We start from the raw sequence: 15976 nt of genomic DNA, 5'->3' as shown, positions 1-15976 counted from the left end.
CCCCCGGGCATCCGGCGGCCGACCCAGCCGCGGCGCGCCCCTCGCGAGTGCCGACGCCGCCGGGGCACGATGTTGGGAATGTCATGCAGGTGGGCGCGGCGATCGAGACGGGGCGGACGAACGAGGGTCGCGCGGATGCGCGCCGGACTCGCGCCCATGCGCGTGCGCGCAGCCACAGCAGCCATGTGCTCGCCCTGCGCCGAATCATCCCCCTGGCCGCTGGAACCGCCGTTCTGGCGCTCGCGGTCGTCACCCTGTTCAATCCGTTCGGTTCCAGCCTGCCGGACGTGTCGATGGGTCAGGTCAGCCTGTCGGGCAGCAAGGTGAAGATGGAGAACCCCCGGCTGTCGGGCTTCCGCAAGGGTGACCGGGGCTACGAGGTGACCGCCACCGCCGCCTTTCAGGATGTGCGCAAGCCCAGCGTTATCGAGCTTCAGGCGATGAAGGGCCAGCTCAACACCGACGACAAGGGGGGCCTCCTCCACCTCGAAGCCGCCGCCGGCGTGTTCGATTCGTCGCGCGAGTCGCTGAACCTCGATCGCGATATCCGCCTCTGGACCGACAAGGGCGAGGAAGTTCGTCTGAAGACCGCCGCCGTCGACTTCAAGGCCGGCAGCGTCAAGTCGAGTGACACGGTCAAGGTCTCAATGCCGAGCGGCACCATCGTGGCCGATTCCCTCGAGGTGATCGACAGCGGGCACGTGATCTCCTTCGTCGGCAACGTGCATACGGTCCTGCATCAGCAGGACAAGTCCGAAGCCTCCGGCGATGCGTTGCAGGTCGCGCGCCTGAACGATCGGGCGGCGCGCGTCCGCACGACGTCGGCCGAGCCGGAAGACGGGGGGCGTCGTCCGTGACGCAGTCTGCGGCGACCCGAGCCGGCCTGCCCCGGCGCGCAAGCCTCCTTGCCCTGTCCGTCGTGACCGTCATGCTCGCAAGCAGCGCCTCCGCGCAAACGGCGCCCGCTTCTCCCCGCAAGGAGAAGACCGCCTCTCCCCTGGGCAGTCTCGGGGGCGGCGGCAAGGAGCCGATCAAGATCGACGCGGACCGTCTCGACGTGTTCGACCGCGAGAACAAGGCGATCTTCGCCGGCAACGTCGTGGCGGTCCAGGGCGACAGCACCATCCGCTGTTCCAGCATGACGGTGCGCTACAAGCGCGGCAAGGACAAGAAGGAGCCGGCACAGGCTGCGGCCGAGACCGCGAGCCAGGCCGAGCGCGCCGCCGGCCTGAACGAGAACGGCATCCAGCGCGTGGAATGCGCCGGCCCGGTCACGGTGGTGCAGAAGGACCAGATCGCCACCGGCGACAACGCCGTGTTCGATCAGGAGGCCAAGCGCATCGTGGTCACCGGAAACGTCATCCTGAGCCAGTGCCAGAACGTCACCCGGGGTTCGCGCCTCGTCTATGACATGGCCACCGGCCGGGCAAACATGGACCCTGTGGCGGGCGGGCGCGTTTCGGCGCTGCTGGTTCCGCAGAAGGAGGACGGCGCCAAGGGCAAAGGATGCTCGCAGGCTCCCATCGCCGGGCGCGTCGCGAAGCCGCCGGTTGATAGGCCGTCTGCCGATAAAGCCTCCGCTGACAAGCCCACGGAAGCATCCGCCGAGAAGCCCGCCGGCAAGACCCGGGCTCAGACGAATTGAGTGCCGCAGCACCGGCGCCCGCCCTGGCGGAGCGCTCCTCTGAAGGTGCGGACGCACGGCGCCCGACGTCCTTGTTCGGTCGCCTCTTCGGTGGACGCGCGCGCCGCCGTGCGGCGGAGGCCGCCGCCATTGCCGAGGAGGGGGGCGGCCCCGGCATCCTCTGCGTGCGCGGGTTGCGCAAAAGCTATGGCCCCCGCACCGTCGTGCACGAGGCTGGCCTGACCGTCCGCAACGGCGAGGCGGTGGGCCTGCTCGGCCCCAACGGCGCCGGCAAGACCACGATCTTCTACATGATCACCGGTCTCGTCACGGCGGATCGCGGCACGATCACCCTCGATGGACTGCCGATCACCCGGCTGCCGATGTATCAGCGCGCCCGCCTCGGCATCGGCTATCTGCCGCAGGAGGCTTCGATCTTCCGCGGCCTGACGGTGGAGGACAATATCCGCGCCGTGCTCGAAGTGGTCGAGCCCGACCGCAAGGAGCGCGGTCGCAAGCTCGAATCGCTGCTTGAGGAGTTCGACATCGCGCGCCTGCGCAAGTCGCCGTCGATCGCGCTCTCGGGGGGCGAGCGGCGGCGCTGCGAGATTGCGCGGGCACTGGCCTCCTCACCGAGCTTCATGCTTCTCGACGAGCCTTTCGCGGGCATCGATCCCATTGCGGTGGGCGATATCCAGGATCTGGTAAAACACCTGAAGCAGCGCGGCATCGGTGTGCTGATCACCGACCATAACGTGCGCGAAACCCTCGGGTTGATCGACCGGGCCTACATTGCCCATTCCGGCCGTATTTTGACCGAGGGGACGCCGGAAGAGATCGTGGCTAACCCCGAAGCGCGCCGCCTCTATCTCGGCGAAGATTTTCGCCTCTAGGCACGCCCTCGCTCCGGGTGAGCCCTTCGCGATTGGCCGGCCGAACAAGACGCCGCCGGCATCTCCCGCAGATTTTTTCACCCGATCGCGTGGCGGGACCAATTCGGCCCGGGTCTGGCGCGACGCCGACTTTCCCTATCGCAACAAGCTTTTGTTAGCGTGCACAATGCGAGGTTCAGCCCTCGCTTGAGCGTCGGACGCCTGTGGTGTTTCGGTGACGTGCCTAATTTGCGAGCAAATGTTCCCCGGCACGCTTTGACGTGTGCTCGGGTTGCCGCTACACCTGGGAACTGCGAAAAGGAAGCAAGATCTGTGCCGAGGCGGGGCTCACGGCGACGTGCGCGGCTGGCCTAAGGCGCGACTCACTCCGGGGCCACAACCATGAGTCTGCTGCAACGGCTGGAAATGCGCCAGGGCCAAGCCCTGGTGATGACGCCTCAGCTTCTCCAGGCGATCAAGCTCCTCCAACTGTCCCAGCTCGATCTCGCCGCCTATGTGGATGCCGAACTGGAGCGCAATCCTCTCCTCGAACGCGCCGAGGGCGAAGCCGAGATCGAACGTCCCCCCGGTGAGACACCTTCCGAATCCTCCGTCGATCGGGCCGGAGATGGCGAGGATGGCGATTACGACGGTGGCGACGAGCCGTGGATCGCCACGACGCTGACGGCGAGCAGCGCCGACATGGAAAGTGCCCTCGACACCCGCCTCGACAATGTCTTCTCGGACGAGAATCCGAGCCATGCGCGCGAAGCGGCCTCCGGTGACATGCTCTCGCTGACACCGGCTCCCTACGGCAACACCGGCGGAAGCTTCGAGGGGGAGGCCCCCGACTTTGAGGCGACGCTGACCGCCGAGGTCTCTCTGCGCGAACATCTCGGCGCCCAGCTCGACCTCGCCACCCGCGACCCGATGGACCGCCTGATCGGCGGATTTCTCATCGACGCCGTCGACGATGCCGGATACCTGCGCGAATCGATCGACGCGGTGGCCGAGCGCCTCGGCGCCTCGCTTGACCGGGTCGCCCGCGTGCTGAAGCTCGTCCAGAGCTTCGAGCCGGCGGGGATCGCTGCGCGCGATCTCGCCGAATGCCTCGCACTCCAGCTGCGTGACCGCGACCGTTTCGATCCCGCCATGCAGGCGCTGGTCTCGCGCCTCGACCTCGTGGCCAAGCGCGATTTCGCGGCGCTTCGTCGGCTCTGTGGCGTCGATGACGAGGATCTCGTCGACATGCTGGCGGAGCTGCGCCGGCTCGATCCCAAGCCCGGCCGCGCCTTCGGGGCCCGCGCCGTCGAGGTGCTGATCCCGGACGTGTTCGTGCGCGCCGCGCCGGACGGCTCCTGGCTCGTGGAGCTCAATGCCGAGGCGCTGCCGCGGGTCCTGGTCAACCAGAGCTACTATGCCCGCGTCTCACGCGGAGCGGCCGCCGAGGGCGACAAGGCCTTCCTGTCGGAATGCCTTCAGACCGCCAACTGGCTGACCCGTAGCCTGGAGCAGCGGGCCCGCACCATCCTCAAGGTCGCCTCCGAGATCGTGCGCCAGCAGGATGCCTTCTTCCTGCACGGCGTCGCGCACCTGCGCCCGCTCAACCTGAAGACCGTAGCCGAGGCCATCGGCATGCACGAATCCACCGTCTCGCGGGTGACCTCCAACAAGTCGATCGGCACCAGCCGGGGCACGCTGGAGATGAAGTACTTCTTCACCGCGGCGATTCCGGGCGCTGCCGGCACCGCGTCTCATTCCTCGGAGGCGGTGCGCCATCGCATCAAGCAACTCGTCGACGGCGAGGCCCCGAGCGACGTGCTGTCGGACGATGCCCTGGTCCAGAAGCTCCGTGACGAAGGCATCGACATCGCTCGCCGTACCGTGGCGAAATACCGGGAATCTCTGCGAATTCCCTCCTCGATCGAGCGCCGGCGCGAGCACTTTGCCTATGCGGGGCGCTGAGGCGCGGGCTCTGAGCTGCGGGCTCTGAGCTGCGGGCTCCGCGGCCCTCAGGTGAAACGGATACGATGCGCGATCTGCGGCTTCGCTGAGACGTCCTGTGACGGTTCGATGATCCGCATGTCGATGCGTCCCTCCGCGTCGCGGAAGACGTCGTAGATCACGCGATCGGTGACGGTGTTGCCGTCTCCGAAGATCAGGACCTGCGGCTTGCGCGCCATCACGTCGTCGACGGTGCCATAGGTCGAGGAGGCGATGATGATTTCGTCGCCGACCTGGCAAGTCCGGGCGGCCGCGCCGTTGAGGATGCAGCAGCCCGAACCGGCCGGTCCGTAGATGACGTAGGTGCTGATCCGCGCGCCCGACATCTTGTTCCAGATCTCGACGAACTCGAGGGGATCGAGTCCGACCTTCCGGCAGAGATCCGCGTCCAGCGTGATCGAGCCGTGATAGTTGAGGTCGGCCCCCGTGACCCTGATGCCGTGCAGCTTGGCGCGGACAAAACTCTGCATTGCTCGGGTTCCTTTAGGTATCGGGCTGCGCCGGGCAGCCATCGCGGCTCTTGCGCCCGACCGACGCCGGCATCGGCTTCATGAGTGGGCTGGCCGACGAAAGGCAACCCCGAGGCAAACCGGAACACGCCGGAACGCCCCCGTCAGCCGGCGCAAAGCACAGCCGCGTCACACGGGAGCCGGGAGAGCCACCACCGTGAGCAGGGTGCCTTCGACCCCCGTCACCCGGACCCGTATGCCGAGGGGCGCGTCGGGCCCCGCGACGCGCCAGAGCGTGTCGTTGACGCGGATATGTCCCTCGCCATCGACAATGGCGGCGGCGAGCGGGTAGTCGCGCCCGAGGAGGCCCTGAGCGCCCTGATTCAAGGCATTGGCGCCGGCCTGGGTGCGGCGGCTCGCAACCACGGCGAAAGCCACCGACAATGCGGCGAACAGCAGGAGCTGGCCCTGCCAGGGCAACGGCACGAGGAGGATCTGCAGGCCCGTGACGAGGGCCGCGAGGCCGAGCCAGAGCAGGAACACGCCGGATGCGATGAGTTCGGTTCCCATCAGCACGAGGCCGATGAGGATCCAGGTCCAGGCCGGCCCGATCGCTGCCACGAACGCGGCGATCATCGGCCGGCTCCCCCGACATTCGGAGGCAAGCCGGTGCTCTTTCGGGCCTGGGCGCCCTCGCCGAAGACGCTGCGGGTGATTTCTGCGATGCCGCCGAGGGTGCCGGCCAGGGCCGCGGCCTCGATCGGGACCACCACGACGCGCTGGTTCGGGGCCGTGGCGATCGCCTTCACCGCCTCCACGTACTTCTCGGCCACCAGGAAGTTCGCCGCCGCGATGTCGCCCTTGGCGATGGCCTCGCTGACCAGCTGCGTCGCCCGCGCCTCGGCCTCGGCGCCGCGCTCACGCGCCTCCGCATCGCGGAACGCCGCTTCCTTGCGGCCCTCCGCCTCCAGGATCGCCGATTGCTTGCGTCCCTCGGCGCGCAGGATATCCGCCTGCCGGTGGCCTTCCGCTTCCAGAACCGAGGCGCGCTTCTCGCGCTCGGCCTTCATCTGACGGGCCATGGCGCCGGCCAGGTCGGCGGGGGGCACGATGTCCTTGATCTCGATGCGGGTCATCTTCACCCCCCAGGGCGAGGCCGCCGCATCCATCACCCGCAACAGGCGCTCGTTGATCTCGTCGCGGTGGGAGAGCAACTGGTCGAGGTCCATCGAACCGACCACCGTCCGGATGTTGGTCATGGTCAGGGTCATCATGGCGACTTCGAGATTCGAGACCTCGTAGGAGGCCCGCGCCGCATCGAGCACCTGATAGAAGACCACCGCGTCGATCCGTACCCCCGCATTGTCGCGGGTGAAGGCCTCCTGGCTCGGCACGTCGATGACCTGCTCCATCACGTTGACCCGCCGACCGATGCGCTCGACGTAGGGCGCGATCAACCCGAGCCCGGATTCCAGGCTGCGATGATATTTGCCGAACCGCTCCACGGTGTAGACGTGGCCCTGCGGCACGATGTTGATGCCGATGGCGAGCGTGACGACGACAAGCGCCACCAGCACCACCGCCGCGATGCTCACCCCCACAGACAGATCCATTCTTCGAGCCCCCCGATTCCCGCCGGCATTGAGACCGCCGGGACCGGTGGACGCAAGCGGAAGCAAACGCTGGTGGCGAACGAACCAGCCGGTTCGTCGCACGCCGTCGGGGATCGCGGTCAGCGCGCCCAGACGCCCAGACGTTCGGCCCGGGCGTGATCTTCGGCCGCCACGAGGTCGGGGGTCGCCTCGGGGGAGGCGCGGCCACCGCCGTTGAACAGCACCACCTCCGAAAGGTCGCGCCCGTCCACCGCGCAGAGCCGGGCCTCGCTGCCGGCCACCGGCTGGCAGGTCACGGTGCGCCCGGCGAGATATCGGATGAGTTCGTCGGCCTGTCCGCCGCGCACCCACTCGACCCCGAACAGCCGCACCAGCTTGCCGCCGACCCGAAGGGTGGCGGTGTCGATGACCTCCACCGGACCGCTGATCTCGTTGGTGGCGGTCCGCTTCGGAGGGGCCTCCTCGGCCGGGGCCGGGCTCATGTCCGGCGCACTGGGCGACGGCGTCGCGGCGGAGGTCTGGGAGGGAGGCTGCGCGGAGCTTCCAGCCTCGACGGGCGGGGCGTCGGAGGGCGCGGTATCGAGGGCCGTGATTCGTCCACCGAGCAGGGCGGCCAGGCTCACCAGGGCGATGGCGCCGATGCCGAGCAGCAGGGCGGGGCGGGACAGGGCGTCCCGCAGGACGTTGCGGTCGCGGGTGACTTCGCGCAGGCGGGACGCGTTGTCGACGATCCGGCCGCGGGCATAGCCGCCGGCGCGGCGCGCGCCGTCCCGGACCCGGTCCCCGACGAGGCCGGCCCGGCCCGGCGCAGGGGCAGGTGTAGGGGCAGAGACCGGGGCACGGACCTCGGAATCCGACGCGCTGGTATACGCCGAGGTCGCGTCACCCGACGCGAAACGCGCCGCCCGATCACGCCGCAGCGTCGCCAGCCGACCGCCGAACGCGGCGCCGAGGGCGCGACCGCGCCGGGCCGCCCCATCCGCCAGGGCGCGGACGCGCACCGATTGCGCCGCCACGTATCGCGCGGTCGCGGCCCGGACATCCGGGGGCGGAACCACGACGGGCTCCGGCTCCGGCTCCGGTTCGGGAACGGGTCGGAACAGGGCGGGATGACGCTCCCGGAATTCCGCGAACAGGGCCGCGACATCCATCGGCACCGGATTGCCGTCGGGGTCGGTGATGTGGCGCGGGGCGCCGGTCCGGTCGATCACCCGGTAGCCCGGGGGCACCGGGGTCGCGACGAGCGCCGCTTCCGCCAGCAGGGCCAGCGTCCGTTCGGCCACCGGATGGACGCCCTGGCGCGCGATCTCGTCCGCGATCCCGGCGCGCAGGGCCGCGCGGTCCGGATTCGTCGCATCCCGTCGGGCGTCGCTCGACACCGGCGAGGGTGGATTTCGTTCATCCAAGACGCGAACAACTCCGGACATGACGCATCGCCCGCGGCGAGCCGGCTTCAGGCACCGCGCGGAGCCCCCGCTATAGCGCTCTGCGGCCCGGCACCATAGCGGCGCACGACCCGGCTCGATTCGGCGACGATGAGCGGGCGCTCGCCGGCGAAGCTGATGGTGAGGGTCAGTTCGGACACGCCCTGCGAGCGCACGCCGCGCGCCGGATTGTCGGCGCGGAAATCGAAGGTGGTGCGGACGACGCAGGTGGCGCTGGCCGCGTGGCAGGCGGTCCGGGTGGTGCCACCCTGCGTCGCATAATGCCGCTCCGGCCAGCGCCGGACGAAGCGCCGCTTCTCCGCCATCAGGGCCGCCAGCGAGACGGTGCGGCCATGGAAGCGGACGCGTTCCGCGTAGAAGCGGGGCGCGGCGGACACCATCGCGTCACCCGGTGCCGAGACGGTGTCGAGGTAGCGCTCGGTCAGGCGGGTCGCCGCGATCGCCCATTCGGGGAAGCGGGCCTCGGAATCGATGGCCGGAGACGCCATCGGCGTCTCGGCGAGGCGCGGGCGAATGTGCAGGCGATCGGAGGCGGATCGGCTCTCGTGCATCCGGGGCGCGCGCCGGCCCTCGGGCGCGGGCTCGGCGAGGCGGCGGCGCGGCGAGGCCATCGGCGTCCGCTCGGACCGGGTGCCGTCCCGGGCGGGTGCCGCCGCCTGAGCACGCGCCGAGGGCGGAGTGTCGGCGAGGGTCGGTGTCTCGGCCGAGGAGGTCCCGGCCGAGGAGGTTCCGACTCCCGCTTTCCCGAATGCAAGCTTGTCGGCGACCGGCGTCTCGGCCTGTGCCGGCTGGCGTGCCGGCGGATCGACCCAGCCCGGACGGCTCTGGGCCTGGGCAGGTCCGAGGGAAAAGGCAGCGCTCATCAGCACGGCCGACGACAGCAGGCCGAGTCGGCTCACAAGATCATGCCGACCCAAAAGATCATGCCGACCGAAAAGATCATGCCGGCCCGAATCGAGTCCGGGAACGTCGCGTCGGCCGAAGCCGATTCCGTGGAAGCGTGGACCGTGGCGCATGGCATCATCACCGGGGTCGCGGCCTGGATTTCGGAAAGGCGGGTGTCGGACCGGTCGACCGAAATGAAACGTCGGGTGTGCCCGCTAAGTTTCCCTGAACCCGGCGCCGCATGCCGCCGGTTGGCCCCAGTTCCATCAGTCCCTGTGGAAGGGTGCGGGGATTGCGGGCATCGATCGACCGGCGATCCGGTCCCGCTTCCACTGGACCGGCCCGCACCGGCGTCCGATCGGCCTGGGGGCACGCGGCATCGGCGGGCTCTGGCGATCGCCGGGGCTCTTGTGATGGGGGGCTTGTGATGGCGGGGGCTCTTGTGACGGCAGGGACTCTTGTGATCGCCCGAGGCTCTTGTCATTGCCAAGCCTGCGCCCAACTTGTGGTGCGGGTCCGGGCCCCTCTGGCGGTCGAGGCGTTGACCGTGATGTCGGACCCTTCCATGCTTTTGCGCTGACGCGGCGCGAACGCACCGGAGGGTTTCAGACCTCATGGTTCATCGTTGTCTTCAAGGTCCCGGTCTTCCCCACGATCCCGAGCCGGGCAGAACCTTGCCGGGCCGAATCTTGCCGGGCCGAACTTTGCCGGGCCGAGCCCGGTCGCGCCGGATGGGAGCGCTCCGATGAGCGCGCCGTCCCGCAAGGCGCTTCTTCTCGTCAACCCGAAGGCCCGCAACGGCGGCTTCTCCCTGGACGCGGTGCGCGACGTGCTGCGTGCCGGGGGAATCGAGCCCTACGAGCCGCCGGGCGACGCCGATTGCTCCGCGGTGATCAAGCGTCACGCCGCCGGCTGCGACCTCGTCATCCTGGGCGGCGGCGACGGCACCCTCAACGCGGCCGCTCCCGCCCTGGTGGAGACGGGCCTGCCCCTCGGCATCCTGCCCCTCGGCACCGCCAACGATCTCGCCCGCTCGCTCGGACTGCCGGTCGATCCCGTCGAGGCGGCCCGCCTGATCACGGAGGCGGAGGCGCGGCCCGCCGACCTCGGCTGCGTCAACGGGCATTACTACTTCAACGTCGCCAGCATCGGCTTCTCGGCGGATCTCGCCGGCGACCTCACGGCCGAATCGAAGAAGACCTGGGGCACCCTCGGCTACGGCATCGCGGCGATCCGCGTGCTGCGGCGGATGCGGCCCTTCACGGTCTATATCGAGCATGACGGCCAGACCGAGACGGTACGCACCATCCAGGTCTCGGTCGGCAACGGCCGGCACTACGGCGGCGGCATGACCGTGGAGGAGACGGCCACCGTCGATGACGGCAAGCTCGACTTCTACAGCCTCGAGGTCGCCCATTGGTGGCGGCTGCTGATGCTGCTGCCGGCCCTGCGCAAGGGCACCCAGGGCAAGGCGGCCGACGTGCGGGCCTTCAGCACCACCGAGATCGTGGTCAAGACCAAGAAGCCGCGCCCGGTGAACACCGACGGCGAATTGTCGACCTACACGCCGGCCCATTTCAAGGTCGTGCCGAGGGCGGTGCGGATCTTCAGCCCGGCGCCGGCCGAGCGACCCGGCGTGCCGGCGGACCACGCCGACCTCCCGGCCTGATCGCGCAGACCTGCGGAGGGCGTCCCGGGGCCGATGGCCCCTTCTCGAAATCTTCCGGGGGCCGAGCCGGCCCCTCCCCTCTCCCGGGGCATTCCGCGACGCGAACCGATCCGCGGCCATGCCCGACCGACTCGACGAGGCCAACGTGGACAGCCTGCTTCAACTCGCCAACGATCCCACCGCCTGGGCGGCCCTCGCCACCCTGGTGGTGATGGAGATCGTGCTCGGCATCGACAACCTCATCTTCATCTCGATCCTCACCAACAAGCTGCCGCCCGAGCATCAGCAGAAGGCGCGGCGCATCGGCATCGGCCTCGCCCTCATCCTGCGCCTCGGCCTGCTCGCCACCATCGCGTACATCGTCGCCCTGACGCAGCCGGTCTTCGAGGTCTTCGGCAAGGGCTTCTCCTGGCGGGATCTCATCCTCATCGCGGGCGGCCTGTTCTTGCTGTGGAAGGCCACCAAGGAGATCCACCACACCGTCGATCCGGAGCCGGAGGGGCATGACACCCTCGGGGGCAAGGCCGCCATCGGCTTCACGGCAGCCATCGGACAGATCCTGGTCCTCGACCTGGTGTTCTCCATCGACAGCATCATCACCGCGGTGGGCATGACCGAGCATGTTCCCATCATGGTGGTGGCCGTGCTCGCCGCCGTGACGGTGATGCTGCTGGCCGCCGATCCGCTGTCGCGCTTCATCGCCGCCAACCCGACCGTGGTGATGCTGGCCCTGGGCTTCCTCATCATGATCGGCATGACGCTGATCGCGGAAGGCTTCGGCGCCCATGTGCCCAAGGGCTACATCTACACCGCCATGGCGTTCTCGGCCGGCGTGGAGGGATTGAACATGCTGGCCCGGCGGCGGCGACGCGGCCCGTCTTCGACCACGACCTCCAGCTCGCCGGCAGGCCGCCCCCTCCAAGCGGGACGGGGGCCAAGCCTGATCGAACGTGGTTAACGTTTCACGGGAAAACTCGAAGGGCCCGACCGGAAAACCGGCCGGGCCCTTCGGCGTTTACGACAGAGCCTATCGAGGGTGAGTCGACGCCCGACACGGTGGGATCGCCGAGATCGCACGCCCGCCGCAACCCAGTCGGGAAGGTCCGGACCTGGTTTTTGCCCTACAGGATGGAATCGCGGACTACAGGATGGGCTCGCGCGCCGCGGCATCTTCGCGGGCGCAGACCGCCTGATCCGGAGCGGCACCGCCGGAGGCCAGGAGCTTGCCGAGTTCCACCCGCGCCTTCTCGAGATCGGCCCGGAACGTCGCATCGCCCTGAAGCGCGGCGAAGACCGCGCTGCCGGCGGTGCGGCCGGCCTCAATGTCGCTGGCCCAGTGCAGGCCGCAGACGATGCGGCTCTCGCCGTACGAGCGGGCGCGGACGAAGAACTGCGTCGCCTTCTCGGGCATCAGCGCCGCCATGATCGCCGCATAGGTCCAGGATTGCGTCGCGTGGCTGGACGGGAAGCTGAAGGCGTTGCCCAGCTCGGAGGTGCGGACCACGCAGATCTCGGCATCGTTGCCGACGAAGGGGCGCAGCCGGCGGTAATGCAGCTTCGGCGCCCGGGTGGCGTGGGCGATGTCGAGGCGCGCACGCTCCATCAGGGTCATGAGGGCCGGGGCGCGCGACTGCTCGATGCGCTGGCCGATCACGCAGGCGAAATCGTCGAGGATCGCGGAGGCCCCATCGGCCACATCCGTGGTGGCGAGGGCCCAGCGTGGGGTGCCCTTGAGGGCGCGGGTGGCGACGAAGGCGGCCTTGTCGGCCGCCTCGGCCGCCGACTGCCCCCGGGGCGGGGCGCCGAGGATCGCCACGGTGTCGGGGGCCTGCGCATCCGACAGGTAGGGCGCCCGCGCGGGCTTGCCCGGCGTCAGGGGAGCGGCGGAAACGGCCGGGGCCGAGGTGGGCTTCTGGGCAGCCTCGGCCGGCTTGTTCGGCGCAGGAGCAGTGGTGGCGGGAAAAGTGGGGACAGGAGAGGTCTGAGGAGGAGCAGGCTGACCCGGTGCGGTCTGGGCCAGAACGCCCGCCGGCAGCGTGGCGAGCATGGCCGCAGGCATGGCCGCGGCAAATGTCAGGAGAAGAGACAGGCGGGCCATCGGCATCTCGGGTCGGAGGTCAGAACACAGCAAGTGCCACGAGCCTATAGGGTTCCCAGACAACAGGCATGTGGCATTCCTGACCTGAACGTCGACCGAACCGCGCCCTGTTTCCTGAACAATCTCGCCGTGCGGCGACATCGGCGCGGCGGCGGCCAAGGCCGATCCCCGGGACCGTGTCGGCGGGCTGTCTCGAAGGTTGGTGGGGTCCCGCGCCCGCGACGAAACCCCGGGGCGATCGGCCGGCCTCCGGTGCCGCCTCCGGATCGTCTTGGCTGATGGATCGTCTTGGCTGACGGACAGACTTGGGTGACGGACAGACTTGGGTGACGGATCGTCTTGGGTGACCGCCCCGGGTTCAGAGCTTGGTGGCGGTGCGATCCGCGAGGCTGCGGGCCGCGCTCTCCAGGCCGGCATGATCGTGGCCGCCGCTGAGCGCATAGGCCGAGTGGCCGGCGGTCCAGTAGGCGGTCTCGCCGTCACCCGGGCTGGTGATCTCGCTCGGGGCGACGCCGCGGTCGGAACCGCGGGTGGCGAACAGGGAAACCTCGCCGAGGGCGCCCGCGTCGATCATCACCTCGACGCCGGTTCCGTTGCGGGCAGGCACGATCTGCACGTCGCGCACGGTCCAGCCGGCGGGCAGGTCCGGCAGGGCGATGCCGGTGGCGGCCGCGATGCCGGCGCGATCGTAGGCCGGGGCCTGATCGACCCGCTGCGCGGCGATCCGGGCCCGCACCTGCGCCGCCTCGCGGGCGTGGCGCGCATCGGCCATCAGGGCCGGATCGACCGGGGAGGCAAAGGTATCCGGCACGCCGAGGAAGGGGCCATCGGAATGGGCGAGCCAGCCGGTGCCGACCAGGAGCGCGATCACGGCCGCCCGGCGCAGGCGGTCGCCGAACCGGCGCCACGCCAGGGACCGGTCGAGGCGGCGCGCGGCTGCCCGGTTCCGCTCGGGGCCCGGGCCGGGCTGGACGGAGAAGGCCTGCCGCAGGGCGTCGCGGTCATGCAGCTCGGCCATGATTTGCGCCGCGGTCTCGGGATTGCGCGCCAGATGCGCCTCCACGTCGAGGCGGCGCAATCCGTCGAGCTGTCCGTCGACGAAGGCGGTGAGGTCGTCGTCGGTAATCGGATCGATCATCGCGGTCTGGTTCATGGCGTCGACTCCGGTCAGATACAGGGGGCGCGTCCCTGGACAAGACGTCCCGGCCACGCTGGGGGCGGACACGGCACCGTCTGGCCGCTCCTCCCGATTCGCTTCGAAGGTCAGGTGTCGCCGACGGCCCGGCCGGTCCGGCGAAAATCGGTCTCGTCCGCGTCGTCCTGCGCAACGAGGCGGAGGCGTGGACGCTCGGCGGCCAGGCGCTGGCGCCGCTCGGCGACCCCGCTGGTCTGGCGCTCGCCCTCCTCGAAGGCCCGCAGGGCGGCGCGGCCCCGGCCGAGGCGCGACATCAGCGTTCCGATCGGAATCCCGAGGACGGCCGCCGCGTCGGCGTAGGCCATGCCTTCCAGGGTGACCAGGTGGAGCGCGGCGCGCTGCTCTTCCGGCAGGGTGAGGAAGGCGCGGCGGATCTGGGCGAGGCGGACCTGCGCCTCCTGCGCCGGGGGCGCCATGTCCTCGCTCATCTGGACCAGCGTGTCGGCGTGGCGGGCCTCGACGCGCTTCCGGCGCTGGTCGTCGATGAAGACGTTGTGCAGGACCGTCATCATCCAGGTCCGCAGATTGGTGTTCGGCCGGGCCGCCTGCCCCGATTCGAGGGCGCGCACCAGGGCATCGTGCACGAGGTCGTCGGCCCGCAGGGTGTCGCGCGTCAGGGCGCGGGCGTAGCGCCTGAGCGGAACGAGCAGATCGACGATGGCGGTCGGGCCGGGCCGGTTCGGTTCGGTCGTCATGAAGGGATAACGCGCGCGAAGGCCGTTTTAATCCCGCCCGGCGTGCCAGGGCGGGACGAAATCCTCACGCCCGCGGCGCAAGGCGCCTCAGCCCCAGGGCCTCAGCGATAGGTCGCCTCGAGGTCGAGGGTGCAGGTCCGGCCGATCTGCTCGTAATTCTCGGCGATCCAGGCCTGGGCCGCGCCCCGGCCCTTGTCGCGCAGGCGCTCGAACACCCGCCAGCGGGCATCGAGGCGCGAGGAGGCCTGGTACTCGTCGAGGGCGCCGGTGCCGTCGATGCGGTGGACGTATTGCGACTGGTACTCGCCCCGCCCGAGCACGCCCTCGGCGATCAGGTGGTCGACGAAGTCGATGGCCCGCAATTCGCGCATCAGGTTGGCGTTGAAGGTGATCTCGTTGAGGCGGTCCTGGATCTCCTGCGGGGTGCGCGGGGTCTCCCGGCGCTCCACCGGGTTGATCTGCACCAGGACGATGTCGCGGGTCTCGGCGCCGCGATAGAGGGGATAGAGGGGCGGATTGCCGAGGTAGCCGCCATCCCAGTACGGGACGCCGTCGATCTCCACCGCCTGGAACACCGTGGGCAGGCAGGCGGAGGCCATGAGATGGTCGACGTTGAGCGATGCGCGCTCGAACACCGCGAGTTTGCCGGTCCACACGTTGGTGGCCGACACGAACACGGCCGCGGTCTCGGCCGCGCGCAAACGATCGAAATCGACCTGGGCGGCCAGGACCTTGCGCAGCGGATTGTAGTTGAGCGGGTTCGACGTGTAGGGGCTGGTCTTCAGCACCCGGGTCCAGAATTCGGCGACGGGGTTGTTCGACCAGAACTCGAACAGGCCGCTGAAGGCGCGGCGCTGGGCCGGCCACAGGTCGCCGTCGAGGCTGACCTCGCGCCAGAACCGCTCCAGGGCGCGGCGGGCGCCGTCCGGCCCGTCCTCGAGCCAGCCGTCGACCATCACGACTGCGTTCATGGCCCCGGCGCTGGCCCCCGTGATCGCCTCGAAGCCGAGCCGCCCATCCTCGATCAGCGCGTCGAGCACGCCCCAGGTGAAGGCCCCATGCGCCCCGCCGCCCTGCAGCGCCAGCGCCACCGTCTTCTCCGCGCGCGGCCCCGCCATCACCCGGGTGGCGACGGCCGGCTGCATCGGCAGATCGCACGCGACCGGAACATCGGGAAGCGAATCGATCGACGGCTCCTGGTGCGGATCGAGCATGGCGAACTCCAGACGTGAATGTTGCACCGCAATATATGATGCCGCAAGGCCACAAACACGTTGGAACACGCGGCGGTTCCCTGTCCGGCGCGCAGGCCTGCTGCCCGACACCGGCCCCGAACCTCGACATCGCCGCCGGGATGGGACATGGGAGAAGCCGAATACGATCAGCGCGTTCGCTGCGCCGTCCGGTCTTCGGGTGACGCAGCGGAC

15 protein-coding genes are annotated in these 15976 nt (G+C 69.7%); 6 read left to right on the top strand and 9 right to left on the bottom strand.

Annotated features, from left to right (window positions below):
* Window positions 1-83 precede the first annotated feature (83 nt).
* From ACV7NL_RS04875 to rpoN, 4 genes are all read left to right on the top strand, one after another.
* Window positions 84-857, top strand: coding sequence for a lipopolysaccharide-assembly, LptC-related protein (locus tag ACV7NL_RS04875; RefSeq protein ID WP_247635258.1), 774 nt, complete (start codon window positions 84-86; stop codon window positions 855-857).
* A gap of 71 nt (window positions 858-928) precedes the next feature.
* Entirely contained in the window at window positions 929-1645 is a 717-nt protein-coding gene (locus tag ACV7NL_RS04870; RefSeq protein ID WP_056486215.1) for an LptA/OstA family protein, read from the top strand.
* Window positions 1642-2517: an LPS export ABC transporter ATP-binding protein gene (gene lptB / locus ACV7NL_RS04865; protein WP_463355081.1), complete on the top strand. Its 876-nt coding sequence runs from the start codon at window positions 1642-1644 to the stop codon at window positions 2515-2517. Before ACV7NL_RS04870 ends, lptB begins: the two co-directional genes overlap by 4 nt.
* A gap of 381 nt (window positions 2518-2898) precedes the next feature.
* Window positions 2899-4461: an RNA polymerase factor sigma-54 gene (rpoN, locus tag ACV7NL_RS04860; protein ID WP_463355080.1), complete on the top strand. Its 1563-nt coding sequence runs from the start codon at window positions 2899-2901 to the stop codon at window positions 4459-4461.
* A gap of 47 nt (window positions 4462-4508) precedes the next feature.
* Here the strand turns inward: rpoN and panD are convergent, their stop codons facing one another.
* The 5 genes from panD to ACV7NL_RS04835 form a co-directional block, all read right to left on the bottom strand.
* A complete protein-coding gene (gene panD, locus ACV7NL_RS04855; protein WP_463355079.1) occupies window positions 4509-4970 on the bottom strand; it encodes an aspartate 1-decarboxylase in 462 nt (153 codons plus the stop codon).
* A gap of 168 nt (window positions 4971-5138) precedes the next feature.
* Entirely contained in the window at window positions 5139-5585 is a 447-nt protein-coding gene (locus ACV7NL_RS04850; RefSeq protein WP_463355078.1) for an NfeD family protein, read from the bottom strand.
* Window positions 5582-6562, bottom strand: a complete 981-nt coding sequence (locus ACV7NL_RS04845) for an SPFH domain-containing protein (protein WP_056187830.1) — start codon at window positions 6560-6562, stop codon at window positions 5582-5584. Before ACV7NL_RS04845 ends, ACV7NL_RS04850 begins: the two co-directional genes overlap by 4 nt.
* Window positions 6563-6681: 119 nt before the next feature.
* Window positions 6682-7968: a thermonuclease family protein gene (locus ACV7NL_RS04840; protein WP_463355077.1), complete on the bottom strand. Its 1287-nt coding sequence runs from the start codon at window positions 7966-7968 to the stop codon at window positions 6682-6684.
* 47 nt (window positions 7969-8015) lie between these two features.
* Complete coding sequence (locus tag ACV7NL_RS04835) at window positions 8016-8870, bottom strand: hypothetical protein (RefSeq protein ID WP_463355076.1); 855 nt, start codon at window positions 8868-8870, stop codon at window positions 8016-8018.
* A gap of 767 nt (window positions 8871-9637) precedes the next feature.
* On the opposite strand from ACV7NL_RS04835, the gene ACV7NL_RS04830 reads away from it, so the two are divergent.
* Both ACV7NL_RS04830 and ACV7NL_RS04825 read left to right on the top strand, forming a co-directional pair.
* Window positions 9638-10561, top strand: coding sequence for a lipid kinase (locus ACV7NL_RS04830; RefSeq protein WP_056187824.1), 924 nt, complete (start codon window positions 9638-9640; stop codon window positions 10559-10561).
* A 145-nt stretch (window positions 10562-10706) separates the two neighbouring features.
* Complete coding sequence (locus ACV7NL_RS04825; protein WP_463357055.1) at window positions 10707-11519, top strand: TerC family protein; 813 nt, start codon at window positions 10707-10709, stop codon at window positions 11517-11519.
* A 183-nt stretch (window positions 11520-11702) separates the two neighbouring features.
* Here the strand turns inward: ACV7NL_RS04825 and ACV7NL_RS04820 are convergent, their stop codons facing one another.
* The 4 genes from ACV7NL_RS04820 to ACV7NL_RS04805 form a co-directional block, all read right to left on the bottom strand.
* Window positions 11703-12608 (bottom strand): acid phosphatase, encoded by a 906-nt coding sequence (locus ACV7NL_RS04820; protein ID WP_056486209.1) that lies wholly within the window; start codon window positions 12606-12608, stop codon window positions 11703-11705.
* 409 nt (window positions 12609-13017) lie between these two features.
* Window positions 13018-13812 (bottom strand): anti-sigma factor family protein, encoded by a 795-nt coding sequence (locus ACV7NL_RS04815; RefSeq protein WP_244478477.1) that lies wholly within the window; start codon window positions 13810-13812, stop codon window positions 13018-13020.
* A gap of 110 nt (window positions 13813-13922) precedes the next feature.
* Entirely contained in the window at window positions 13923-14549 is a 627-nt protein-coding gene (locus tag ACV7NL_RS04810; protein ID WP_247635250.1) for a sigma-70 family RNA polymerase sigma factor, read from the bottom strand.
* A 101-nt stretch (window positions 14550-14650) separates the two neighbouring features.
* Complete coding sequence (locus tag ACV7NL_RS04805; RefSeq protein ID WP_463355075.1) at window positions 14651-15763, bottom strand: patatin-like phospholipase family protein; 1113 nt, start codon at window positions 15761-15763, stop codon at window positions 14651-14653.
* Window positions 15764-15976 lie beyond the last annotated feature (213 nt).

It is taken from the genome of Methylobacterium sp. Ger2507 (assembly GCF_055231875.1).
The sequence above is the reverse complement of the archived record's forward strand: the minus strand, read 5'-3'. Positions and strand labels throughout refer to the sequence as shown.

Bases quoted from the DNA above. Each gene is read 5' to 3' on its own strand.
- ACV7NL_RS04875 (WP_247635258.1), top strand. From the start codon at position 84: ATGCAGGTGGGCGCGGCGATCGAGACGGGGCGGACGAACGAGGGTCGC.
- ACV7NL_RS04870 (WP_056486215.1), top strand. From the start codon at position 929: ATGCTCGCAAGCAGCGCCTCCGCGCAAACGGCGCCCGCTTCTCCCCGC.
- rpoN (WP_463355080.1), top strand. From the start codon at position 2,899: ATGAGTCTGCTGCAACGGCTGGAAATGCGCCAGGGCCAAGCCCTGGTG.
- panD (WP_463355079.1), bottom strand. From the start codon at position 4,970: ATGCAGAGTTTTGTCCGCGCCAAGCTGCACGGCATCAGGGTCACGGGG.
- ACV7NL_RS04850 (WP_463355078.1), bottom strand. From the start codon at position 5,585: ATGATCGCCGCGTTCGTGGCAGCGATCGGGCCGGCCTGGACCTGGATC.
- ACV7NL_RS04845 (WP_056187830.1), bottom strand. From the start codon at position 6,562: ATGGATCTGTCTGTGGGGGTGAGCATCGCGGCGGTGGTGCTGGTGGCG.
- ACV7NL_RS04835 (WP_463355076.1), bottom strand. From the start codon at position 8,870: ATGAGCGCTGCCTTTTCCCTCGGACCTGCCCAGGCCCAGAGCCGTCCG.
- ACV7NL_RS04830 (WP_056187824.1), top strand. From the start codon at position 9,638: ATGAGCGCGCCGTCCCGCAAGGCGCTTCTTCTCGTCAACCCGAAGGCC.
- ACV7NL_RS04820 (WP_056486209.1), bottom strand. From the start codon at position 12,608: ATGCTCGCCACGCTGCCGGCGGGCGTTCTGGCCCAGACCGCACCGGGT.
- ACV7NL_RS04815 (WP_244478477.1), bottom strand. From the start codon at position 13,812: ATGAACCAGACCGCGATGATCGATCCGATTACCGACGACGACCTCACC.
- ACV7NL_RS04810 (WP_247635250.1), bottom strand. From the start codon at position 14,549: ATGACGACCGAACCGAACCGGCCCGGCCCGACCGCCATCGTCGATCTG.
- ACV7NL_RS04805 (WP_463355075.1), bottom strand. From the start codon at position 15,763: ATGCTCGATCCGCACCAGGAGCCGTCGATCGATTCGCTTCCCGATGTT.